Below are 21788 nucleotides of genomic sequence, written 5' to 3'. Positions count from 1 at the left end.
AGCCTACCTGGAAGTAAGATACTTACATAAAGGAGTGTATGGCTGCCGGCTAATCGTTTTTGTCCTGGAAGAAACGGGCATATTGCTGCAGCATCGCCGCAATATCCGGTTGCTGTACCGCCAGCTCACTCCGGGCAGGAATCACGATGGAAATAATATATCGCGGATACACGATACTGATGCCTTTGTATTGTTTACAGTTGGTAAAGGTACTTTCCCAGATCTGGCCGGATGGCTGCAGGCTTTCCACTTCATAGATGCTGAATTCCATCATCATCCCCGTCCGGAATATTTTAGACATGGCTTCCTTGATGGTCCACAGGAGGGTGTAGCCGGTAGCTACCGGCAGCCCGAAACGGGGCAGCAGGGTAGTGGTTTCATGTGGCGTGAGCAGGGATTCAATAGACGACGCTTTTTCTTCATCAATGAATTCGATGTCTATACCCGCCGGATGTTTCTCCGGGAAGGCCAGTGCCAGCCCTACATCATTGCAATGGCTGATGCTTACCTGTATGCTTTCCTGCTGCAGGAAACTGACTACGGGGAATTCAAATACGCCTCTGTCGATCAGGATACTGGCGGGTAATTGTGGGGTAAGCTGAGAGAGCGCTGTTTTGGCGGCTATTCTGCCCAGCAGGTAGCCCTGTTTGCGGGTAGCATGTTGTAGCTGTCCGGCATAGGCCCTTTCGCGGGTATGGAGCAAATGCTCCCGTTGTAAGAGGGCTGGCAGCGATAAGGAAATTAATCCATAGCCAAGGTTGAAATCTGCTTCTTTTCTGTGCAGGGTTATTTTTCCGGAGATGATATTGTGCGTATCGGTCATTTGATCAGTTAACAAAGGGAATAAAGGTTTTTTAACAGGATGCTAATTTCGTAAAAGTTGGTTAACCTGTGTGGTTTTTTTTGTGGGGGATAATAAAATGTGTCAGTCGTACCACATTAAGTACGTCAGGGTTTTAAGGATTTAGTAAAGTGTTTTAGCTCTATTTACTTTAATACTGAAAAGAAGGTATCGGGCTTATTCCCCAGATAACTGATTGTATCGCAAAGGACGAACATTAAAACGTGTCTTCTAAGCCACTATACTACAATGTACCAACAAACTATCAAGTTCTCCTGGAGCTAAATGATCTAAGCCAAAGGTTATTAAATAATCATTATTGTTTGATTTATAAACATAATTATTAGTGAAATCTTGATCACCGCTAATTTCGGAATTATAGTCATCGCCAGAAAACATAAGTTCTATCCATTTACCATCATTAGCTGATTTTGTATATGGATATGCTCCTAATATATTATTATATTTGTGGTGCTCAAATATGCACATCCTGATTCCCACAATAGTAGATTCAGAAGATCTCAACCAATCAAAAAAGCCTATAAATCCATTATTCTCTTTTGACTCATCATCAATGAAATATGTGGTATTATCAATGCCTAAGGAATCTGCAATGTTTATTTTGGTAAGGTAGTGTAACCTAAACCTACTATCAAGAAATTGAATAATTAACATCTCATCATTGTTTAGTAGCAGGAAGGAATTGATTATTGGTACGCTAAAATATTCTAAAAATAATTCGTTAAAAAAAACTGCCATTTTATTTTTTATTCCATATTTGATAAAATTCTTCAGCTGTAATGCTATCAGATGAGTCAAAATCAAGTTGGTGAAGCGGCTGATCTCCCAATATATGCGCTCCTTCTTCCGGATTATTCTCATCTAGACAAATAACTTTCGAAGGGTAAATTTCTATTTGCTTGGTGATATAATTATCAGCAAATTCGAAATAAAATGTGCCCCATTCACCTGCTGCTGATTCGCCCTCTTTCTTAATATATATATTATTCATAACTGTCTCAGCTAATTAATCAAATTAAGATTTTCTTTCTTGTAATTGTTCTTATCCAGTAAATTCATCATCTCTGAATTACTTAGTTCAATTTGGGTTATATTGAACGAGTTAATCCAATTCGGTGGAGTTATTGATGCTACGGAACAGAAAATATAAATGGTATCATTACTTTGTTTATAGAAAATCGGTGAAAAGCCATTGAAAATATAATCCGTATTTTTACGAGCGCCGATTTTCTCTGCCTTATTATTAGTTATGTATACGAGACGATGATCAGCATTTATTCCCCATATTTTCTGTCTTATAAAAACGGTCATCTCCTTATTACTCGTTGCTACTTCAATAGTTTTATACTGTATAAACGTGTCTTCTCCGGGGATATATACCCACCATACTATGACTACAAATAAAACAAAAAACAAGAAAGAGGCGATAAATACTTTGAGATATTTCTTCATACTGTTTTCTTAAAGTCTTCCTGGGGTCCTCCCATATTTAGGGCCAGTCTGAGGTAGAAAAATCTGTGGTATTGAAAATGAAAAATTTATCCTCAACCTCATTGATATGGCGCTCAGGGATTTTAAAGTAAAAAAAGCACATAATTCATAAAGCAAGAACGCCGCAGATATTATCTTATCTGCGGCGTTCTCATTGTGCGATCTTAATTATTTATAAGAGTATCTTGCTTATATGATGCCTTATTTAGACTATCTTTTTTCAGGTATTGTAGGCTCCCCCTGATTTAGTGCCAAGGGATTTAGAGGATTTGATTATTTTTCATGTTCCTTACCATGTAATTCTGCATAAGCCACCGGAGATAAATATCCTAGTGCTTTATGTGGTCTCTCTGTATTATAGTCTCTGCGCCAGCTTTCGCTATGAGCTCTGACTTCTGAAAGCCGATGGAAAATACAAGTGTTAAGTAATTCCCGCCTGATACTACCATTCTTTCTTTCGATATAAGCATTCTGCATTGGCCTTCCTGGCTGAATATACATTAAAACAATCTCATTTTCTTCGCACCATTCCTGCAAGCGGTGGCTGATAAATTCAGGTCCATTATCCGTTCTTATATTTGCAGGTTTCCCACGCCGGGAAATAATCTGATTCAACACCCTGATAACACGTAAACACGGTAAAGAAGTATCTACTTCTATTGCTAGTGATTCGCGATTAAAGTCATCAAGAACATTTAATAATCGGAACTTTCTCCCATCTGCCAGGCTATCGCTCATAAAATCAATGCTCCAAACCTGGTTCGGGGTCGTAGGAACGGTTAATGGTTGTTTGACCCGTTCCGGAAGCCGCCTCTTGGCTCGTCTTCGAATATTGAGCTTCATAGCGGTATATACACGATAAATTCTCTTGTGGTTCCAGATATGCCCTTTATTCCATAACCTATAACAGCATTGCCAAAAGCCAATCGCTGCATGTTTGTCGGTTAGCCAGGTTAAAGCATCCTGTAATTCACTATCATCTTTCTGTTTCGGATAATATTGACAGGTAGTACGGGATATTCCCATCAATTTACACGCCTTACGGTTACTTAGCCGTTCTTCTGTTGTCAAATAGGTAACAGCCTCCCGTTTCTCCTGTGGCGTCAGAGCTTTTTTTCTATCAAATTTTTCAATGCCCGGTTCTCTAAACTCATTTCTGCAAACATTTTCTTTAGCTCTGCATTCTCCTTTTCCAGATCCCGCATCTTCCCTACATCACTCACTTCCATTCCGCCATACTTGGCTTTCCAATTATAAAAAGTAGCCTCGCTGATACCTAATTCGCGACAGACTTCTTTCGTAGCGATGCCACTTTCCTGCTTTTTAATCGCAGATACTATTTGACTTTCGGTAAACTTCTTTTTCATTGCTGTAAAATTTAAAGATAACAATCATTTCTGTTACCTCTAAATGTCATGGCCGAAATTGAGGGGAGCTGACAGTATTCCTTTACTCTCCTATTGTAAGTATCAATCTGTCTTCTTAGCCTTTCCTCTTTGGAATACCGGAAACAAAAAAATATGACAACAGCTCCAAAAAAGAATAAAAGTATATATTTTACCACTTTCATAAAATTATTTATTAGATACGGCAGACGTTCTAAATCCTGCTTGATACAGCCATCCAGCAATAATCGCCCTAATATCTGCATCAGAATCTTTAGTGTTAAACATAGTAGCTAATTGTTTGGCTTTAAAAACACTATTACCTAATCTATTATTAGCATTACCCCACAGCCAATTGCCAGCATCCATGTGATTATAAGCTATACTATTACTACCTGGAATAAAAAATGGTCCTTTATCAAGATTAAGGATATCATCTCCATCTAGAGGATAATTCCTCCCTGCTTGCTTAGCTATTTCAACTGAAAGATGATATGAAGAAAAATCAAGTTTTCCTCCGTTGGATTCCCAGGCAAGATAAGTCAGCCTAAACAAAGGATTCATATAGTTAGCTCCAGATTCCTTCATCATTTCTTCAATACGCTGATCTGGTAACATGAATACAAATTGTATTTGCTTAAACCAATCTAACCCAAAATAATCTATACTGCTTTTAATGTTTGCAGCGTCCTTTTCAGGGTCATTAAGTTATCAAGTCACTGTATGAGGGGTCAGGCTATCTACTCTGTATCTTATTTATAAGTGATACAAAGTTTATTTTGAGTTACGGGAAAGTTACTCATTTAGAGAGACTATCATTACTATTCTGTAGTTGTCTGAATTTTCTACTTATTCAAGAGACACATACTCTCCATTTCCATTTAAGTAATCCTTAGTGCTTTCAATTTGAGAAACACTTATTATAACATTTTCTTTAATAAAAATGTCATATTCTTCAGCAATATTACTGTTATTACAAAATGGGCATATTGTTGATTCAATAATACCATAGACTTTAACTTCCTTTAAGTCAGAATTTCCAATGTCATTACCTCCCCATTTAATGGGATCTCCAATGTGATATTGAAATTGCCATGTATTACCAAATTTAAATTGGATTTGGGCTTCATGTTTCTCTCCACAATCTGGACATGAAACTTCTACAATTAATGTATTAAATGAACTCATATTTTGTTTTTTAGAACCCTCTCGTTGGATAGCCTATAGCTTTCATGAAATTAGTAAACTTTTTATCGACAGTAAGAACAGCAGCTTTATTATTCATAGCACCTGAAAGTATCATAGCATCATTGTTTCCTAATGCTCGTCCTAAGCTTGCTGCTTTTTGTTGTAAGCCGGCTGCTTGACTAGCCGAACCGCCATTCTTACTAATAGTAGCCCCTATTTCTTTCATAAACCCCTTCAATTCGCCCTTGCTTCCAAAAGAAAGCCATTCTTTCGCCGCTGTCGTTGAAATAATTGGCCTGTCAGAGCCAATTGCTATTTTAACGGCATCCTTTTTCCCTTCTTTGATAGCCGCCACAATAGCATTATTATCTAAGCTAACTACAGATCTTTCTGCTATTTTCGCAGCACCGATTTCCGTCTTTCCTCCTGGAATTAAGGATGCAGCCATCTCAACACCAGATATTACTCTTGACTTGCCTTCTGAAAAACCACTTTCATAGCTTTTGCCAACTGCTAGTTCTGCAGCAGGAACTAATGGGTTTACATATCTGTTTGTGGCTTCTATACCTTCGTTTAAAATTCCTCCTACATATTGTACTGCAAACTTGAGTGCTGATCCTACATCTGTTGGGATGGTCAGATTATACTCCCTACCTGTAACTATTCCAACCTGTTTAATAGGATCTCCAGGACCAGGTTCGTCCCCTAAAAAATCATTATATCTAATCGGATTATCATAGTTAGATACATATGGACTCCATAGTTCCATCTTCTCTATCTTCGGATCTATCTGATTCCATCTTCCTGTCTGTGGATCGAGATTCCTAAACTGGGCATCGTATGTATCAAGATCTAACTCATTCGTATACTCTATTCCGTTATACTTTTTTCGATTTTCAACATAGCGAGTTCCTTTCAACGCATTCGAACTAATCCCTGCCATCGTCAATCCAAATGGATAATAATGTGTTTCTTCCAGTAAAGGGCCATCAGTTTTAGTAACAACAACATCGTCAAAGAACAGGTGGTAGGGGCTTTCGTTGCTCGTATAAACATACATGAAGCCGCTTTTGTTGACAACAATTTTATCGGATTGAAGTATCTGGAGTTGATCAGGGAGTTTTTTTACCTGTTTAACGCCGCTACTTTGATCAACCAGTTTAAATTGGTCGTCAAACAAAATATAGTTAAGATACGCTTTTGGATTTTCCTGATGACGTTGTTCGGGATCTTTTTCTTTCAGGCGCTGGTAGTCGTTGTTGAAAAAACTGATATTGAACGGGGTAAAGTTATCCGTGGTACCAGCGCCATGATCACCATCAGCCGTAGCGTTGCCGCTAAATGTCTGTATCAGATCCGCCAGCATGGTGGCCGCCGGGGTGCTGGTAGCCGCCGGGGCCTGGTCCGTTTTATAGAACGCTTTCGCCGCTATTTGCAGGGTATCTCCGGCCATTACTTTTAATACAAGGGAAGGACCGGTTTTTTTGCCATTGTTACCGGGCGATAGCCGGGCGACGGACTTATTGCTGCTACTATCGGTGGGGTAGCCTGCCGGTCGGGGAACCCGCGTATTGTCGATGTTGCTGAACAGCGTATTTTCCAGGGCCGCCTTATCCGTTTCCATGGTGGCTTTGTAGATGCTGAAATCTGTTTGTTCGGTGAGCACGCTGCGGATATTGCCGAGGTGGTCTTTCAGGAAGTAATCATATACATAGCTGATGGGTTGTTTGTCTCTGAGTACAAGCCTGATCCGGCCTTCTTCGTGGGGCAGGTATTGCAGGGTATCGTTACAATAGACGATGCCTTTGATATAGTCGGTTACCGTGGTGGTAGCCGGGGAGGTGGAGAGGTCGGTGACGGTTTTACGTAGTTTGTTGCCCACGGCGTCGTAGACAAACTGAATGGTGCCTTTACCGGTGACGGTAACGGAAGTGGGCAGATTCAGGTGATTATAGGTGATGCCGTTGGCAGGGATGTTTTTGTTGGCGTCACGGGTCAGGTTACCGTTGTCGTCGTAGCTGTAGTCATTGTTGCCGGTGCCGTTTGTTTCTTTGAAGTCTCCCAGCTGGGAGGAGGGATCATTGGCAGCATCGGCTACGCCTTGCAGTTGATTGCTGTTGGCAGGGTAGGTATAGGTAAGGTTGTCGATGGTGGTGCTGACGGCGCCTTTCAGGCCCTGGTGGGTCATGGCGAGTATATTGCCATTGGCGTCATAGGCGGTGGTGGGATCGGCGCCATTACCCATTTGCATGCTGAAATTGATGCCGGCGGAAGTATTCCAGCCACCGTTGAACTGGGTGAAGTTGCCTTTCAGCAGCCGGTTGGCGCCATCATAGGTGTAGCCATAGGAGCGCCATTGGGGATCTCCTTTGCTGCGCCAGGTGATGCCGGCAATGTTGCCATTATACTGCTGTTGCGTGTATCCGTGATCGTAATGTAGTTCGGTACCGAAAAAATGATTGCCACCGCTGCGGGCATAGTCGGTATTGATACCTTTCAGCCAGCCGCGGATGTTATAGGTGTAGGTAAGACTTTCGAGGTTGTTGCCCAGGGTGGTTGTTTTTAACTGGCCGGTTTCGTGATAGGTATATTGCGCAATGGTTTTAAGGGCGCTGTCGTTGGGGTGTCTGGCTACTTTTTGCAGACGGCCGGCTGCATCGTAGCTAAGGATATTCAGCCACTTTATGTCTGGTGTTACCCGGCTACGCGGATTGCTGTGGCGGTTATAGGTACTGAGTACTTTCCCGTCGAAGCTATACAGGGTGGTGGTGATATCCTGACCGCTGTTGGCATTTTCACTGATTGACTGTACCAGGCGTCCTTTGCGGTTGTAGTAGGAGGTAGTGGTGAGCCAGGTATCGGTGCCGGGTATACGAACTTTGGTGCCGGTAGGGAAACCTTTGGGGGCGCTGACGGGCGCGGAGGCATAGTCCGGATAAGGATAGCCGCCGGTTTGCAACCGGGAGGTATCTACTGGCTGCGAAGGCAGCGCACCGGTATAGTTGTAGTGATCGTAGTAATGATACGTCAGCGGGATGAGTGCCGCCATATTGATACCCGGCAGGGAATGAGTAGCCGTTACCGTAGTGGTGCCACTGGTAAGGGTGGTGTCTATAAAAACATCGGTATCGGTGCCGCCGCCGGTGTCGAAGCCCATTTCCAGGGTGACAGACTCCGTCGCTTTGTATTGCGCACGTCCGTCGAAGTGGTTGACGGATAAATCGGTGACACCCGGAAAGGTATAGCTGATGGCCTGGCTGTTGCTGGTGGCGGTATTAAGACTGTTTTGCAGCGTAGCCCTGGTAGCAGCAGATTTATACAAAGCCGTAGATATAGGCCGGTTCAGGGCATCGTAGAAAGTAACCAGCCATTGTTGTTGATGACGTAGGTTACCATCCCGCGTGAAGGCGGGCCGGTCGCGCACATCATACACGATCTCCGTTGTATCTTCCCCTCGTATCTTTTTGAAGATCGTTCTTCTTTTGCCATCATAACCGTATAGATAACAGAGTCCGGCAGCAACAGCTGGTGTGACGACCCAGTTGCTTCTAATGGCGTCTACTGCTTTCGGTGGGATGACGGCCCGCAGGTTATAGAGGTCGTCATACACATAATACGTGCAAAGCCAGCCGGGATGTCCATCCGCGGCATTGGCCGCGGTGGCCGTTTTACGGAGTAGTATCCGGTCTTCGGCATCTTTAAACACAACGGTACGATTGCCGTTTTCATCGGTGGTGATCTCTTTCAGCAAGGCGCCTGCGGCATAGGTGCGACCGGTATTGCTGGTGGGAAGTGCTCCGGGCGCGATGTCCCAGATACGTACGCCATCGGCAACAGTATTTACCAGGTATTGTTGTGTAACACCTTTGCCGCTACCGCCCCAGCTGTTGCCGGGTGGCAGTGTTTTAGTGACCCGGCTCAGGTGAGAAGGTTCGTATTGCGTTTCCTGGTAATAAATTTGTTCGCCGGGGTATTGCTGCCGCAGGAAAGCCTGTTGCCCGGTGAAAGGAGCTGCTTTAAACTTCCCGTTATTGTCTGCCGCTGTATAGGGCAGATAGGTATAGGCTTCTCTGCCCTGGTCGTCGTATACAACGGGTGTAACGATATCCTTACCGGCAGGACTGGCTCCTTTTTGTACCTGTTGTAATAACCTGCCCAGGCCATCGAAGTATTGGGTCGATTCCCGCACGGCTTTTATATCAGTCGCATTTAATACCACGAGGGTATCTGCAGTGGGGATGGAGGGTTCCCGCTTACGGATGCTATTCACCTGCGTACCGGTATAAGGTAAGGGTAATAAAACCGGCGTAGCGGCAGGTAAACCATTGCCACCGGGTATCTGCCGGGCTTGAACAGCTGTTGTTATACCTGTGAGCAGGTAGCTGAGGAAAAGTAAAAAAACGATCTTCATAGCAGGGGTTTTACCCTATCAATAAAGTCATTTTTACAGCAACTGTATGGCAGTATTATTTATCTTCCGGATGTCCCCAACGTTGCATACCCCATTGATTCAAGCGATGCATAATATCGAGTAATGCGTTACCTTTGGAAGTTGTAGTATACCATGTTTGCGACGGGGTAGTTTCCTGCAGTAAGGTTTTGCAGACAAGTCCTTCCCGGACGAGTTCCCCCAACCTTTTTCCCAGTATCTGATCTGACACATCAGGGTAGTTTTTTTTCAGCTGACTGAATTGTTGTAAACCAATAGAAATACTATAGAGTATCTGCATTTTCCAGCGCGGACTGATATTTTTCAACGCGTCATTCATCGGGCAGGCGGCTGCCAGTACTTTGAGGTTGGCCGCATTGCGGGAATTTTTTTTAACAGCGGTAGCCATGGTGCATAGATTGATTGTGCCGACTCACTTTCGGGTGAGTTATTGATGAAAGATCATCGATTCACTAACATTGCGAAAAATATATTTTATGCAATCAAAGGTAAGTAAATTAATTTTTTGCTGTTTGTTACTATGGGTGATACAGGTAACAATTATGCCTGCACAGGCACAGCAGGGAAAGAAAGGACAGACCTGGGTACTCGTACACGGCGCCTGGCATGGTGGCTGGTGCTGGCAACAGGTAAGCAGCCGTTTACGGGAACAAGGTAATACCGTATATACACCTACGTTGAGCGGGTTAGGTGAATCCCGTCATCTGTCTCATCAATACATCGATCTGGAAACACATATCACGGATATTGTAAACCTGCTGATCATGGAAGATTTACATGAGGTGGTATTGGTAGGACACAGCTATGCCGGCATCGTGATTGCGGGCGTGGTAGACCGTGTGCCGGAGCGCATCAGTAAGGTGGTATGGCTGGATGCCCTGATTGCACGCAACGGCGAAAGTGCGCTGTCAGCGTTGTCGAAAGAAGGGCGTGAATTATTGAAGAAGCAGGCGGCTCCCTATCACAATATCAGCACCGCTATATGGCCGGCAGAGACGTTTGGCGTAGTAGATGCGGCACAACAGAAATGGGTAAACGAAAGATTATTCCTGCAACCTTTCAAAACATTTACACAGCCCCTGGTACTGAAGCATCCTTATGGGAATCAGCGGCCGATGTATTATATCGCCTGTATAGATCCCTGGTTAGAAGGATTGAAACATTTTGCAAAACGGGTGGAGCAGGATAAAAACTGGCATTACTACACCCTGAAAGCAGGCCACGATGCCATGGTGACGGCGCCGGCTGAACTCACCACCCTGTTGCTGGATATAGGTCAGCAGTAACATCAACTCACTACAAACCGGTAGCCAATACCTTTGATGGTAATAATCTGCAGGTTTTCATCTTCCTTTAAACATACCCGTAACCTGGTGATATATACATCCAGGTTACGGCTGTTGAAGAAGGAGTCGTTGCCCCAGATCAGGTCCAGTATATGTTTCCGGTCGATGATACGATCGCGGTATTCGTAGAGTAGTTTAAGCAGCTCACTCTCCCGGTGTGATAGCTTTTTTTCTGTTGTTCCGTTCACCAGTGTTTGCCGCCTGGTATAGAAATGAAACCGGCCGAGTCTTACCGGGTCGGTCAGCGGAGGAGGTATATGCCTGCTTTTGCGCAATACATTGTCGATGCGGGCAATCAACTCTTCCAGGCTGAAAGGCTTACGGATATAGTCGTTGCCGCCCAGCGAAAATCCTTTCACGAGGTCGGCGGTCTGTGTTTTGGCCGTAAGAAACAGGATCGGTACATGTGGGTTGACGGCACGTATTTCGGTGGCAATTTCAAAACCATCTTTATTAGGAAGCATGACATCGAGGATGCATACTTCCGGATGGAGTTGTTTGAACAAGGACATGGCTTTGGCGCCATCGCTTTCCATAATCACTTCAAAGCCGCGGCGCAGCAGACTTTCCTTCACAATCTTACCTAAAGAAAGTTCATCTTCTATATATAGAATCTTCGTGGTCATATCGTTCCTGTTTTAAGCTGGCCGGTATAGTCTTCCTGATAATCGGGGAGGTCTGCCTGAGCAAGGCCCGGCAGCCTGACAAAAAACGTGCTGCCTTTTCCCGGTTCACTTTCTACTGTGATACCTCCCATATGCTGGGCAACGATGTGGGAAACATAGCTGAGTCCCAGGCCGTAGCCTTTGGTGTTGTGTTTGTTGCCGCTGGGGATACGGAAAAATTTCTCAAATATCCGGTGCTGATATTCACCGGGTATACCTATACCGTTGTCGGTTATACGAATTTCGAGATATGGATCCTGCTGTAATAGCTGTACCTGTAGCCGGGGCGCGTTGCCACTGTATTTCAGGGCATTGTCCAACAGGTTGTACAACACGCTGCTGATATGCAGCTTGTCGGCGCTGAGCATAAAATTTTCACCGTTTGTTTCGAGCAAGGTCACGGCCTGTTTTTTTTCAAACTGTAACTTCATCGATAGCATGACCTGCCGGGTAAGGTGTGCGAGGTCGAACATCTCTCTGTTCAACGTAATCTCCTGGTTTTCGAACATAGATAATTTCAATACTTTATCTACCAGTAATCCCAGTCTTTGCATTTCATTGGCAGATATCTCCAGGTATTCGCTGGTTCTCTCCGGATCTTCCAGGGCATCAAAACTTCGCAGGGCTTCAATGGCTACACTGACAGTGGCAATAGGTGTTTTCAGCTCATGGGTCATGTTGCTGATGAAATCATTTTTTAGCTGTGTCAGTTTCCGTTGTTGTTTAAGATTGCGATATAGCAGGAGAAAAGATAATATAGTTACGCCCAGCAGCAGTACGGAAATGAGGATCGATAAACTGATCCGTTGCAACAGATACCAGGTGGTGTTGGCAAATATAACCTGATAGCCCACGGGATTAGTGAAGCCGATGCGGACCATGTTGGTGGCCGGGTCATCTGCGGGCAGGAAAGGCGGTGTGGCCGGCTGGATGGGCGGCAGTGGTAACATACGGATCTGAAAAGCGGCGTAGATCTTCTCTTTTTCCAATACTTTCCGGTACTGGTCTGCTATCTGTGGTATTTTAATGGTGCTGCGTAACGAGTCTACGTTGGCGAGAAATGCTCTTACCTGTTTTTCGGGTATGTTTCTGGCGTTCGGCGGCAGGGCCGTCAAGGAGTCTTTGCCCGGTAAGTGGGTGGTAAAGATCATGGTACGGGTACCGGTCTTCCTGCGTGCGTCGGCGGTATCCCGCAGATTTTCTTCCAGTACGTTGGAGATACTGAGCACATCTTCCCGGTCTTCTATCCGGATATTAATGTTGGCGCCCAGGTTTAGCTGTGCTGCCTGCAGGCGGTAAATGGTCTCCCGGAAAAGCAGATGCGTGCGGGCATTGAATAACCTTTTTTCTTCCTGGTAGTTTTTGTAGAGCCAATAGCCCTGAAAGGTGGTGATCACAACAATGGTCAGCACAATCAGGATAGTAGTTACTGGTATGGAAAGCTTGTATCGCACGTATCAGCAGCATTGGATTGGACCATAATGTTACAACAATTGTGGCATACCTGGAAGAGCTGTTGCCCGGTTATTAACCTTAATTAACATTAAAGCAAGGGCTGTTAACCTGTGTGCCTGGAAGGACGCTTTAGTTTTAGTGCTTTAAAAATATACCGTATGAAAAAAATGGTTTTAACAGGTTCCCTGATGTTGGGATTGCTGGCTGCCAGTGGCCAGCAGCAACAAGGCAGGGTAGTTTATGAGCGCACCATGCAGGTGCAGGCACGACTGAAAGGCCTGGGGGCAGGAGGGGAAGACCGGATATTGCCCAATACCCGGAGAGATAAGCTGGAAGTGTTATTTGGCAATAACCAATCGTTGCAGCGAACGCTGGAAGAAGAAACACCGGAAGATCCCGGCGGCGGGGAAAATGGGATACAAATCAGGTTTGTGGCTGCCGGTGCCAGTGATGTTACTTTCATGGATTTTGGCCGCAACCGGAAAGTAACCCAACAGGAACTGGCGGGGAAAAACTATCTCCTGACAGATACGATCTCCCGGATGCATTGGAAGCTAACGGGCGAAACCAGAACCATCCTGAACTATCCCTGCCAGCAGGCCATTACCCGTGAAATCAGTAAACGCAGTGCGCTGACACTCATAGACGGAACGATGAAAAATGAGACGATAACGGATACGGCTACGGTTACCGTGTGGTTTACACCCGCGATTCCTGTATCAGCCGGCCCTGCTTTCCAGGGCCAGCTACCAGGGCTGATACTGGCCATCGATATCAATGATGGCAAAACCGTTTATCAGGCAACTACCTTCACTGATCAGATAAAGCTGACGGATATCCGGGAACCTGTGAAAGGAAAGCAGGTGACCCAGGCCGTATTTGAGCAGGAACGTGAAAAAATGATCCGGGAAATGATGCGTAACAACCCTGCCGGGAGAACGACCAGTCATTGATACCGCACTTCATCAGGGCATCCGCATAATCCGGATGCCCTCTCCCTGTTTATTTGCCGCCAGCCCGTTTTTGTGAAGACTATACGTAAAGCCCAGCTGGAAGAAACGTTGCAGATTTTTGGTCTGGCTGTCTTCAATATAATTCTGATTACTGGTCCGGTTGATGCCAACGTTTTGATTGAAAAGATCGTATACACTGAGTTTCAGTTCGGCTCTTTTGAAACGCAGAAACTGCCGGCTCACCGATAAATGCCATAAGGGTATATTGCGGTTGTAGCCCGCTGCCCGGCGGCTGTTGATGGTATAGGTGATGCTGGTAGACAGGCTGAAATTTGCCGGTAGCTCACAGTTAAAGTTACCTTCATATTGCTGGGAAAGATATTGGGTATTCAGCGCGGGTTGTAATGAATAGGTGCTGCTGTAATAATCAATGCCGGCGCTGAAGGAGAGATCTGTTTTATCTCCCGGTAGCAGATCTGCCCGTATCGATGGCCCGATACGCAAAGTATGAATGGTATTGGGAACGGTATTGATGAACTGTTTATTTTTGCTGTAACCTGTATTGGCGCTGAAATGTAGCGTACCCTTAACGAAACGGAGGGGTAGGGAGAGTTGCAGGTTACCGGTGATGTTATAGACGCCGTTCACATTCACAGGTCGGCTGCGTTTCACGCCCAGACTATCTACGGTATCGTAGTTCACAATCTTCTGTTGCGTTTCCTGTAACGTAAAGAAAGCAAACAGGTTTTTATTACGGAAAGGATTTACTGCCATAAAATTGAGTTGCAGCTGATAATTGACTTCCTGTTTCAGATCAGGATTTCCTTCGCTGATATTGAGCGGATCCGTAATGTCCGGTACGGGTTGCAGTTGAGCCAAGGTAGGTTGATTGGTGGTCGTGTTGAACTGAATATTAAGGTGCTGGTAGCGCGTGAAATCATATTTAAACCGGACTACAGGCAGTATATTGTAAAAGGTGGTTTGAATGACAGAGTCAGTATTGCGGGCAATGATCTTTCCCTTTAAGGCGGCTTCCTGCCAGGCGGCGCCAAATGCCAGACTGAATTTTTTCCGTTGGATACGCAGGCGTAGTCCGGCATTGGTATAACCGTAGGTGTTTTCAAAGTTGTTGGTCAATGCAGGATTCAACCGGTCATAGCGGCCACTTTTAGGATCATAGTCATAGGTGGTTTTGTCGGATGTACTTAGGGTATGGCTGCGACTTAAACTGAATTCCAGCAGAACGCGCCGTGATAACGGTTCCGTATACACGCTTTGAACAGTATAGCTGTTGAGCAGTCCCGACGTCTTGTTTTGCTGATGGATGGAATCTGTATCGGGCAATGAAGCGGGTCTGTTGAAGAACCGGTTTACGGAAAGCAGTGTGCCGTCGCTGTTACTGCTGTTGTAACTGTTTTGCAGCTGGAAAGAAAACGTACGGCCTTTACGCCGGAATTTTTTCCTGAATAACAGACTGCTGCTGAAGTTAGTACCTTGTCCGTTGGTAGCATTGTTGCTGTAGCCCTGGTTGATGAGTTGCTGTTTTTCAGTTAATGTTTCATAACGGTTGTTGCTATGATGGCGGGTAGCCTGATAACCCGCTGTTGCGGTGACTTTAAGCGAGTGAAAGGAGTCCAGTGGAATATCGGCCCCCAGGTTTAACCGGTGCGAATTGCTGCGATTATGCGTGTTGCTTTGCTGGTTGTAATAATAGGAGGAATCGGGCAGGAAGTAATGGCGTTGTAAGGTGTTTTCCAGTTGGGGCTGATAATGATTGTAGAAATAGTTGCTGGTAATATCCGTTTTTTTACCAAGGGTATTGTTGTAATTAATGCCACCGCCGGCAATGGTTTTAATGCCATTGTTGTTATTGCCGCCGGCAAATGCCGCCAGTGGATCATCGGCATTGATAGTAAAGTTAATATTACCCTGGCCGTTTTGCCGGAGCCGGTTTAGCTCTCCGCTGAAATTCATCAGGTCCATAAAAGAAAAACCTTCCGCATTGGTGTTGTTAGCCATACCGATAGCGGAGAACTGCCGGTTCCCTTTAAAGGAGTTCACATTAAAGCGGCCTTCATATCTCCCGGCGGTGCCACCTCCGGCCATTGCTTTCCCGAAGAGACCTTTCTTTTTATCGGGTTTTAGCTGCAGGTTCACAGTTTTTTCGCTGTTCCCGTCATCCAGTCCGGTTAAGCGGGCTACATCACTTTGACGGTCATATACCTGTACTTTATCAACGGCGTCTGCAGGCAGATTTTTAGTGGCCATTTTAGGATCTGCACCAAAAAATTCTTTACCATCCACGAGTACCCGGTTTACTTTTTGTCCCTGGGCTTTTACGGTACCGTTTTTATCTACTTCAAGGCCCGGTAATTTTTTTAATAGTTGTTCTACAGTGGCGTTAGGAATGGTTTTAAAAGAGGCGGAATTGTATTCGATGGTGTCGCCGATGAGGGTTACAGGTGGCACTGCTCCGCTGACGACTACTTCCCGTAATACGGTACTACGGTCATACAATAGTATCGTATCCATATTGCCGGTGGGTGCATCCGGTTTGATGACTACCTGGCGGTTGGTGGCATGATAATTTACATGGGTGATCAGTAGCCGGTAGGTACCACTGGTAACGCCGGTGAGCGAGAAATAACCTTTGTTGTCTGACATGGTAAAACTCACCAGCGAAGAATCTTTTTGCTGTAGCAGGGTGATCGTGGCCGCTGCTACCGGATGCCGGGTAGTAGCATCAGCTACATAACCTTTGATCGTACCATGCTGCCGGGCATTGGCTATCAGGGTACAGCAACAGCATAGCAGGAATAAACAGTTTTTGAACATCGTATACGTTACTTTAGGAACAGGCTACGAAAGTAACGTTGGGGTATAAGGCAATAGGTTAATGATCCTTGCATTAAGGTGAAAGAATGTTAACAATGCCGGGTAGTACGCAGGAGATAGCGATACTGCTGATAGGGTAAATGGCCGGAACCAGCGTATATAGCCGGTCGGCGGTTGTACCGTATGCAGGTTAGAGCAGTGTTGTACCTTTCATCTGTATGAAGGATTGCCCGTTAGTTTGTATCCAATTTTCCGGTTATAGGTAGCAGGTTTTATAAAGTGTAGGCAGTTATTTTTCCTCTTGTGTTGTTTTGTTGTAGTAGAACAGGAAAGTTCCTGTGTGGCGGATAGTTTCGAAACGGCACGCATAAATGCTGATCCGGAACATTGGATGCTGTAAAGATAGTGAGCCGGGCTGCTGTGTTGTTGCATATTGCTAAAAAATAAAGATATAGCATCGGAAAGCAGTGATGTATACAGGTTTTCGAGATGGATGTATCGGCGTATATAACAGGATGATGATAAGTATTGAGCTGTAAAAATGCAGGTATTTGATTTTTTTTTTGAGCAGATGAAATATTTTTTTGCGCTTTTTTTACCTCTTTTTTGATTTTATCTGGTAGGAAGATAATTTATTCATTCTCTATACATGGAAAAAATAGCGCACTGCAGAATGCTCATTTTTTGTCTTTGAATTCCGCTTTTTTGACTGCAGTTAGCATGGCGACATTGGCTGTATGTGCAATGTTTTCAATGGTTTGGGAGAAAAAAAGTTGTTCCTGCAAGTTTAATTCAGGGTTGCCAGCTACATTTGTTTTACCATTTAAAAAGCTGTGAATGCAGTCATATAAGTGGTGTATTCTTTGGTGTTGTTAATTATAAACTCATTTTAATGAAACGTCCTATTGCGTATTTAGCATAATCAACGGTTTGATGCTATTTTTAAAAGTAAGAGGTATAAATGGTGCATGCATGTTTTTATCTGTAGTCGCCTATATTGTGTGTAGAATGATGATGGATGTTATTGCTCATTATATCGGGAAACCATTCTTCAGGAAAGGATTTTTATTGCAGGACGGCTATACGAAATGGATGCTGTTAATCCGGTGAACGTGATATGTCGAACAATCACTTTTTGCGGAAACGTTGAAATAGCCCCCTGATATGTTTGCCCAGTTAATTTACAGAGGAAACGAAGCTTAGTATTTCTGATACAATAAGTAAAATTTATTGTCTGCACACTTTTACGCTGTAGTGTTATGGATCATCATCCCTGACATATATGGTAGTTGTTCTATTGCATATTGTAATTGACGCTTGCACCCGTTTTTGTTCGCTTCACTTTTAAATGATTGATTACAGGTATACCCTGTAACAGGCTTGTTCTTGCCTGTTGTACCGGTATACGTGGAAAGGGGGGATTGCTGTGTCATCTCCTGCAAAATAGCACATCAGCTCACCGTTTTACGGATGTCCTTTTTATGTACATCGGGGTTTCCCCTTTGTAACGGGGATGTCTTGTCTGTTATCATCATGGATTTCATCTGAACATCTTGTCAACCGGTACTTATCCGGCAGGTTAACCAAAAATAATTGCGTCTATTATGGAAAACAGAAATCATCTTACTGATACCTTGAATAGTGAATTTTTATCTTTCAAAGCAGAACTGACCATACTTCAAAGAACTTTCTATTATGAATGGTTGTTGCAACCAACACGAAGTGATTACCATATTGTATGGGATCAGATTTTATCCGGCGCATTCAATCCCGTTCGGCTGAATGAAAGCCTTGTCAGACTAGTGAATGATTATGGTATTGTCAATAGTAATGTTCGCAGGGAAGAAGATCTTTTATACTGGTCCGGCAGGCCTGCATTACCACCAGATACGCAATTGCTGGTATACTATAATAATCCGCTGCCGGCAACGGAGTTGTTGTCATTAATAACACGTCCTTTTGACCTGGAGCAAGACCTGCTGGCAAGATTTTATCTCATTAAATTAAATGATGACCTGTACCGCATCATTTATATACTGCCACATATCCTGACGGATGGAATGGTGTTCGACACATTTATAACGGAACTGGGACGATATTACAATGAAGAGGGGTATCATTATCTGCCGGATATTGCCGCGCAAAGCAGCCATCACCAGGAGGCGGCACTGGAGCTGAATAGCAGGGTACATCAGCATCAGCAACCCATACACGCTTTCTGGAAATCTCATCTGGCTGATGTTGCCGGTGCAGACTTACAATTCCTGGAAAAAGTACATCAGCCGGCAGATAATCATCTTTCCACTATTTATCATCCACCTGCGGAACAACGTTTTCGGTTAAACGAAAATCTGACCATTGCATTGGCGGCTTTAAGAGAACAATACCACCTCTCTTTCTTTGCGTTCGGGCAACTGATATTCGCGATCCTGCTGTACCGGATAACCGGTCAGGAGAACATCGGCGTGGCTTATCCGGTATCGGTACGGCGGGATGATACGCCGCTCTTTGGCGCTGCCATCAATACAATTATCCGGGCTTACCGCTTTCATGCGGGAACAACGTTACAGGAACTGATCACCGCTACCCACGATTTTATCCGGGAACTGAATGACAGCCAGGCAAAATACCTGCCCGTAGCAGAGATTGTGCGACATACCGCCAATGGTAAGCTACCGGATTATGTATTCGGACAAACAAGTCTGAAAGAACAGCCGATTCAATATGAGGGTATTCATCAGGTACAGATCAATAATGAATATGACCTGAACCTGTCGTCGAAACTATTGTTCCAGCAGGTGACAGGAACGGAACCATTACAATACCGGGTATTATATGATAACCGACAACTGGATGATACGCTGGTCAGCAATTTTATAGAGATGTACCAGCGTTTGTTTCAGACAGTGCTGACAGACCTGTTGCAAAACCGGGTGATGAAACTGATCCGGGAATATCCGTTACTCAGTGAGCTGCAATACACCACACAGATACACGATAGTAATGCTGCTGTGGTGGCATATCCTGCCGGTAAACTGGTACATCAGTTGTTTGAAGAGCAGGCACTGGCCATACCGGATCATACTGCGCTCGTATTTGAAGACAGACAGCTCAGCTACCGGGAACTGAACGAAGCTGCCAATCGACTGGCGGCTTATCTGAGAGATACCTACGCCATCTGTCCCGACGACCTGGTAGGGGTGTGTATGGACCGGTCGGAATACATGCTCATTGCGGTACTGGCTATCCTGAAAGCAGGAGCAGGTTATGTGCCGATTGATCCGGCCTATCCGGAAGACAGGCTTACATTCATTATATCAGATACGCATGCCAAAGTTGTATTGACGAATGCGATATATAGCGCTTACCTGAAACATATCACAGCGGCATTATCGGTCATCATTGCCGGTATAGACGATGATCTTTCAGACACTTATCCCAGCACGAATTTACCTGCCATCAATACCGCCGGCCACCTGGCTTATGTGATATATACCAGCGGTACTACCGGTAAGCCCAAAGGAGTAATGATTGAACACCGCGCAGTTACCAACTACCTCTATAATCTGCAGGAGATAGTACCGGCTGAGGTAAAGCACGTGGACTATTCCAGCAACCTGTTTTTTGACCTGTCTGTGACCACTACTTTATATCCGCTGTGTTATGGCAAAACCATTTTTATATATGGAAAGGATGTGGTGCAGATAGCAGATTATAAACAACACCTGATACAGCACCGTATTGACATGGTGAAATCCACACCGGGATACCTGGCGCTCCTGGATGCAGCAGATGAAAACCTGCATCTCCGGCTCACGGTAGTAGGTGGCGAAAAACTGTTGCCTGCGCATATAGCAGGTATCCTGCAGTTTTCAGATAAGATCATCGATGAATATGGTCCTACAGAAACAACGGTAGGGGCTACGTATTATGAAATCACCCGGGACACCACTGCTTTTTCCATCGGCAAGGCTTATAATAACTACCGTGTTTATGTATTGGATGGACAGCTGGCGCCATTACCAATCGGTGCAGCCGGAGAACTGTATATTGGCGGGGCAGGCGTGGCCAGAGGATACCTGCATCTGCCGGAGCTGACAAGAGAACGGTTTATCAATAATCCATTTCAGACAACAGGAGAAAAATTAACCGATAGCAACAGCCGGTTGTATAAAACCGGTGATCTGGTGAGATACCTGCCGGATGGTAACCTGGAATATATTGGTCGCAATGATTTTCAGGTGAAGGTACGAGGGTACCGTATTGAACCGGGCGAGATAGAAAGCCGGCTGACAGCCTATCAGGGCATCCGTCAGGCCGTTGTACTCACCAAAGAGCATGCATCCGGTCAGGGCAAATACCTGGTCGGTTTTTATGTATCGGAAGCCGTGCTGGATGCAGTAGCCTTATCAGATTATCTGCATAACTACCTGCCGGATTATATGATTCCGGCTTTGTTGGTACACCTGGATAAATTACCGCTGACCGCCAATGGAAAAACGGACCGTCGTGCCCTCGATGCGTTGCCATTGACTACGGAAGATACCTACCAGGCGCCTCTGAATGAAATACAGGCGGTGCTGTGCGACATTTATGCGCAGGCACTTGGGTTGCCGGTAGCTGCGATTGGTATACAGGACGACTTTTTCCATTTGGGTGGCGACAGCATCGTCAGCATCCAGATCATTCATAAAATCAGACAACGTTTAGGCATTGGGGTAAGTGTGGCGGAGATATTCCGCTACAAAACCATTGCCTCTCTATATGAGCAGGTCCTGAGCCGCTTCTCACCGGATGACGGCCCCATTGCGCCGGAACAAGGTGTTTTACAGGGTGAAAGCACCCTCGCACCGTCGCAGGCCTGGTACTTTGAAAAGCTGACAGCCGGCGGGCATAAACAGGTGGTGGCGATAACCGCCGCTATACCCTCGCCGGATAAAAGGATCCTGGAACAAAGCATACAGTTGCTGACTATCTATCATGATGCGTTGCGTTTCCGTTATGAGCAGCAGGGCAATCATTACCGGCAATGGTATGAGCAGGCAGGAGCTAAAGTACCGCTCTATGAAATTACCGACAGCCGGGAAGTGACGGACCACCTGTCGGAAGAATGGGCATACAATACTGCAGAACCTTTACTGGCCATTTATTATCAGCC

At 45.0% G+C, this 21788-nt stretch carries 15 protein-coding genes (1 of these 15 only partly in view); 3 read left to right on the top strand and 12 right to left on the bottom strand.

Annotation, left to right across the window (positions count from 1 at the left end):
- Window positions 1–49 precede the first annotated feature (49 nt).
- From OL444_RS20450 to OL444_RS20410, 9 genes are all read right to left on the bottom strand, one after another.
- On the bottom strand, window positions 50–823 hold the full coding sequence (locus OL444_RS20450; protein WP_264730129.1) for a 4'-phosphopantetheinyl transferase family protein: 774 nt from the start codon (window positions 821–823) through the stop codon (window positions 50–52).
- Window positions 824–1072: 249 nt separating this feature from the next.
- A complete protein-coding gene (locus OL444_RS20445) occupies window positions 1073–1600 on the bottom strand; it encodes a hypothetical protein (protein ID WP_264730130.1) in 528 nt (175 codons plus the stop codon).
- A gap of 1 nt (window position 1601) precedes the next feature.
- Window positions 1602–1853: a hypothetical protein gene (locus tag OL444_RS20440; RefSeq protein ID WP_264730132.1), complete on the bottom strand. Its 252-nt coding sequence runs from the start codon at window positions 1851–1853 to the stop codon at window positions 1602–1604.
- An 11-nt stretch (window positions 1854–1864) separates the two neighbouring features.
- On the bottom strand, window positions 1865–2314 hold the full coding sequence (locus OL444_RS20435) for a hypothetical protein (protein WP_264730133.1): 450 nt from the start codon (window positions 2312–2314) through the stop codon (window positions 1865–1867).
- A 312-nt stretch (window positions 2315–2626) separates the two neighbouring features.
- A protein-coding gene (locus OL444_RS20430; protein ID WP_371878118.1) for an IS3 family transposase occupies window positions 2627–3720 on the bottom strand; the annotation gives its coding sequence in 2 pieces (ribosomal slippage) (window positions 2627–3471 and window positions 3471–3720; 1095 coding nt in all).
- Window positions 3721–3927: 207 nt separating this feature from the next.
- Window positions 3928–4356, bottom strand: coding sequence for a hypothetical protein (locus tag OL444_RS20425; protein ID WP_264730136.1), 429 nt, complete (start codon window positions 4354–4356; stop codon window positions 3928–3930).
- A 231-nt stretch (window positions 4357–4587) separates the two neighbouring features.
- The gene (locus tag OL444_RS20420; protein ID WP_264730138.1) at window positions 4588–4926 is read right to left on the bottom strand and encodes a hypothetical protein; all 339 of its coding nucleotides are present in this window, start codon (window positions 4924–4926) and stop codon (window positions 4588–4590) included.
- Between the two features lie 10 nt (window positions 4927–4936).
- Window positions 4937–9337: a DUF6443 domain-containing protein gene (locus OL444_RS20415; protein WP_264730140.1), complete on the bottom strand. Its 4401-nt coding sequence runs from the start codon at window positions 9335–9337 to the stop codon at window positions 4937–4939.
- Between the two features lie 55 nt (window positions 9338–9392).
- Window positions 9393–9764: a winged helix-turn-helix transcriptional regulator gene (locus tag OL444_RS20410; protein WP_264730142.1), complete on the bottom strand. Its 372-nt coding sequence runs from the start codon at window positions 9762–9764 to the stop codon at window positions 9393–9395.
- Between the two features lie 88 nt (window positions 9765–9852).
- Between OL444_RS20410 and OL444_RS20405 the strand changes: the two genes are divergently transcribed.
- Window positions 9853–10662, top strand: a complete 810-nt coding sequence (locus OL444_RS20405) for an alpha/beta fold hydrolase (protein WP_264730144.1) — start codon at window positions 9853–9855, stop codon at window positions 10660–10662.
- 2 nt (window positions 10663–10664) lie between these two features.
- On the opposite strand, the gene OL444_RS20400 is transcribed toward OL444_RS20405, so the two are convergent.
- Entirely contained in the window at window positions 10665–11348 is a 684-nt protein-coding gene (locus OL444_RS20400; RefSeq protein WP_264730145.1) for a response regulator transcription factor, read from the bottom strand.
- Entirely contained in the window at window positions 11345–12841 is a 1497-nt protein-coding gene (locus OL444_RS32005) for a sensor histidine kinase (protein WP_264730148.1), read from the bottom strand. The genes OL444_RS20400 and OL444_RS32005 overlap by 4 nt, the downstream gene beginning before the upstream one ends.
- A 159-nt stretch (window positions 12842–13000) precedes the next feature.
- On the opposite strand from OL444_RS32005, the gene OL444_RS20390 reads away from it, so the two are divergent.
- Window positions 13001–13795 (top strand): GLPGLI family protein, encoded by a 795-nt coding sequence (locus OL444_RS20390; RefSeq protein WP_264730150.1) that lies wholly within the window; start codon window positions 13001–13003, stop codon window positions 13793–13795.
- A 12-nt stretch (window positions 13796–13807) separates the two neighbouring features.
- Here the strand turns inward: OL444_RS20390 and OL444_RS20385 are convergent, their stop codons facing one another.
- The gene (locus OL444_RS20385; RefSeq protein WP_264730152.1) at window positions 13808–16630 is read right to left on the bottom strand and encodes an outer membrane beta-barrel protein; all 2823 of its coding nucleotides are present in this window, start codon (window positions 16628–16630) and stop codon (window positions 13808–13810) included.
- Window positions 16631–18234: 1604 nt separating this feature from the next.
- Here OL444_RS20385 and OL444_RS20380 point away from each other — a divergent pair.
- On the top strand, window positions 18235–21788 hold the 5' portion of the coding sequence (locus tag OL444_RS20380; protein ID WP_264730154.1) for a non-ribosomal peptide synthase/polyketide synthase. It continues 73444 nt past the right edge of the window; the window shows 3554 of its 76998 coding nt (coding positions 1–3554); the start codon lies at window positions 18235–18237; its stop codon lies off the right edge, out of view.

Origin of the sequence: Chitinophaga nivalis, from assembly GCF_025989125.1 — a bacterium.
Classification (GTDB): Bacteria; Bacteroidota; Bacteroidia; order Chitinophagales; family Chitinophagaceae; genus Chitinophaga; species Chitinophaga nivalis.
This window is presented reverse-complemented; position numbering and strand designations above follow the sequence as displayed.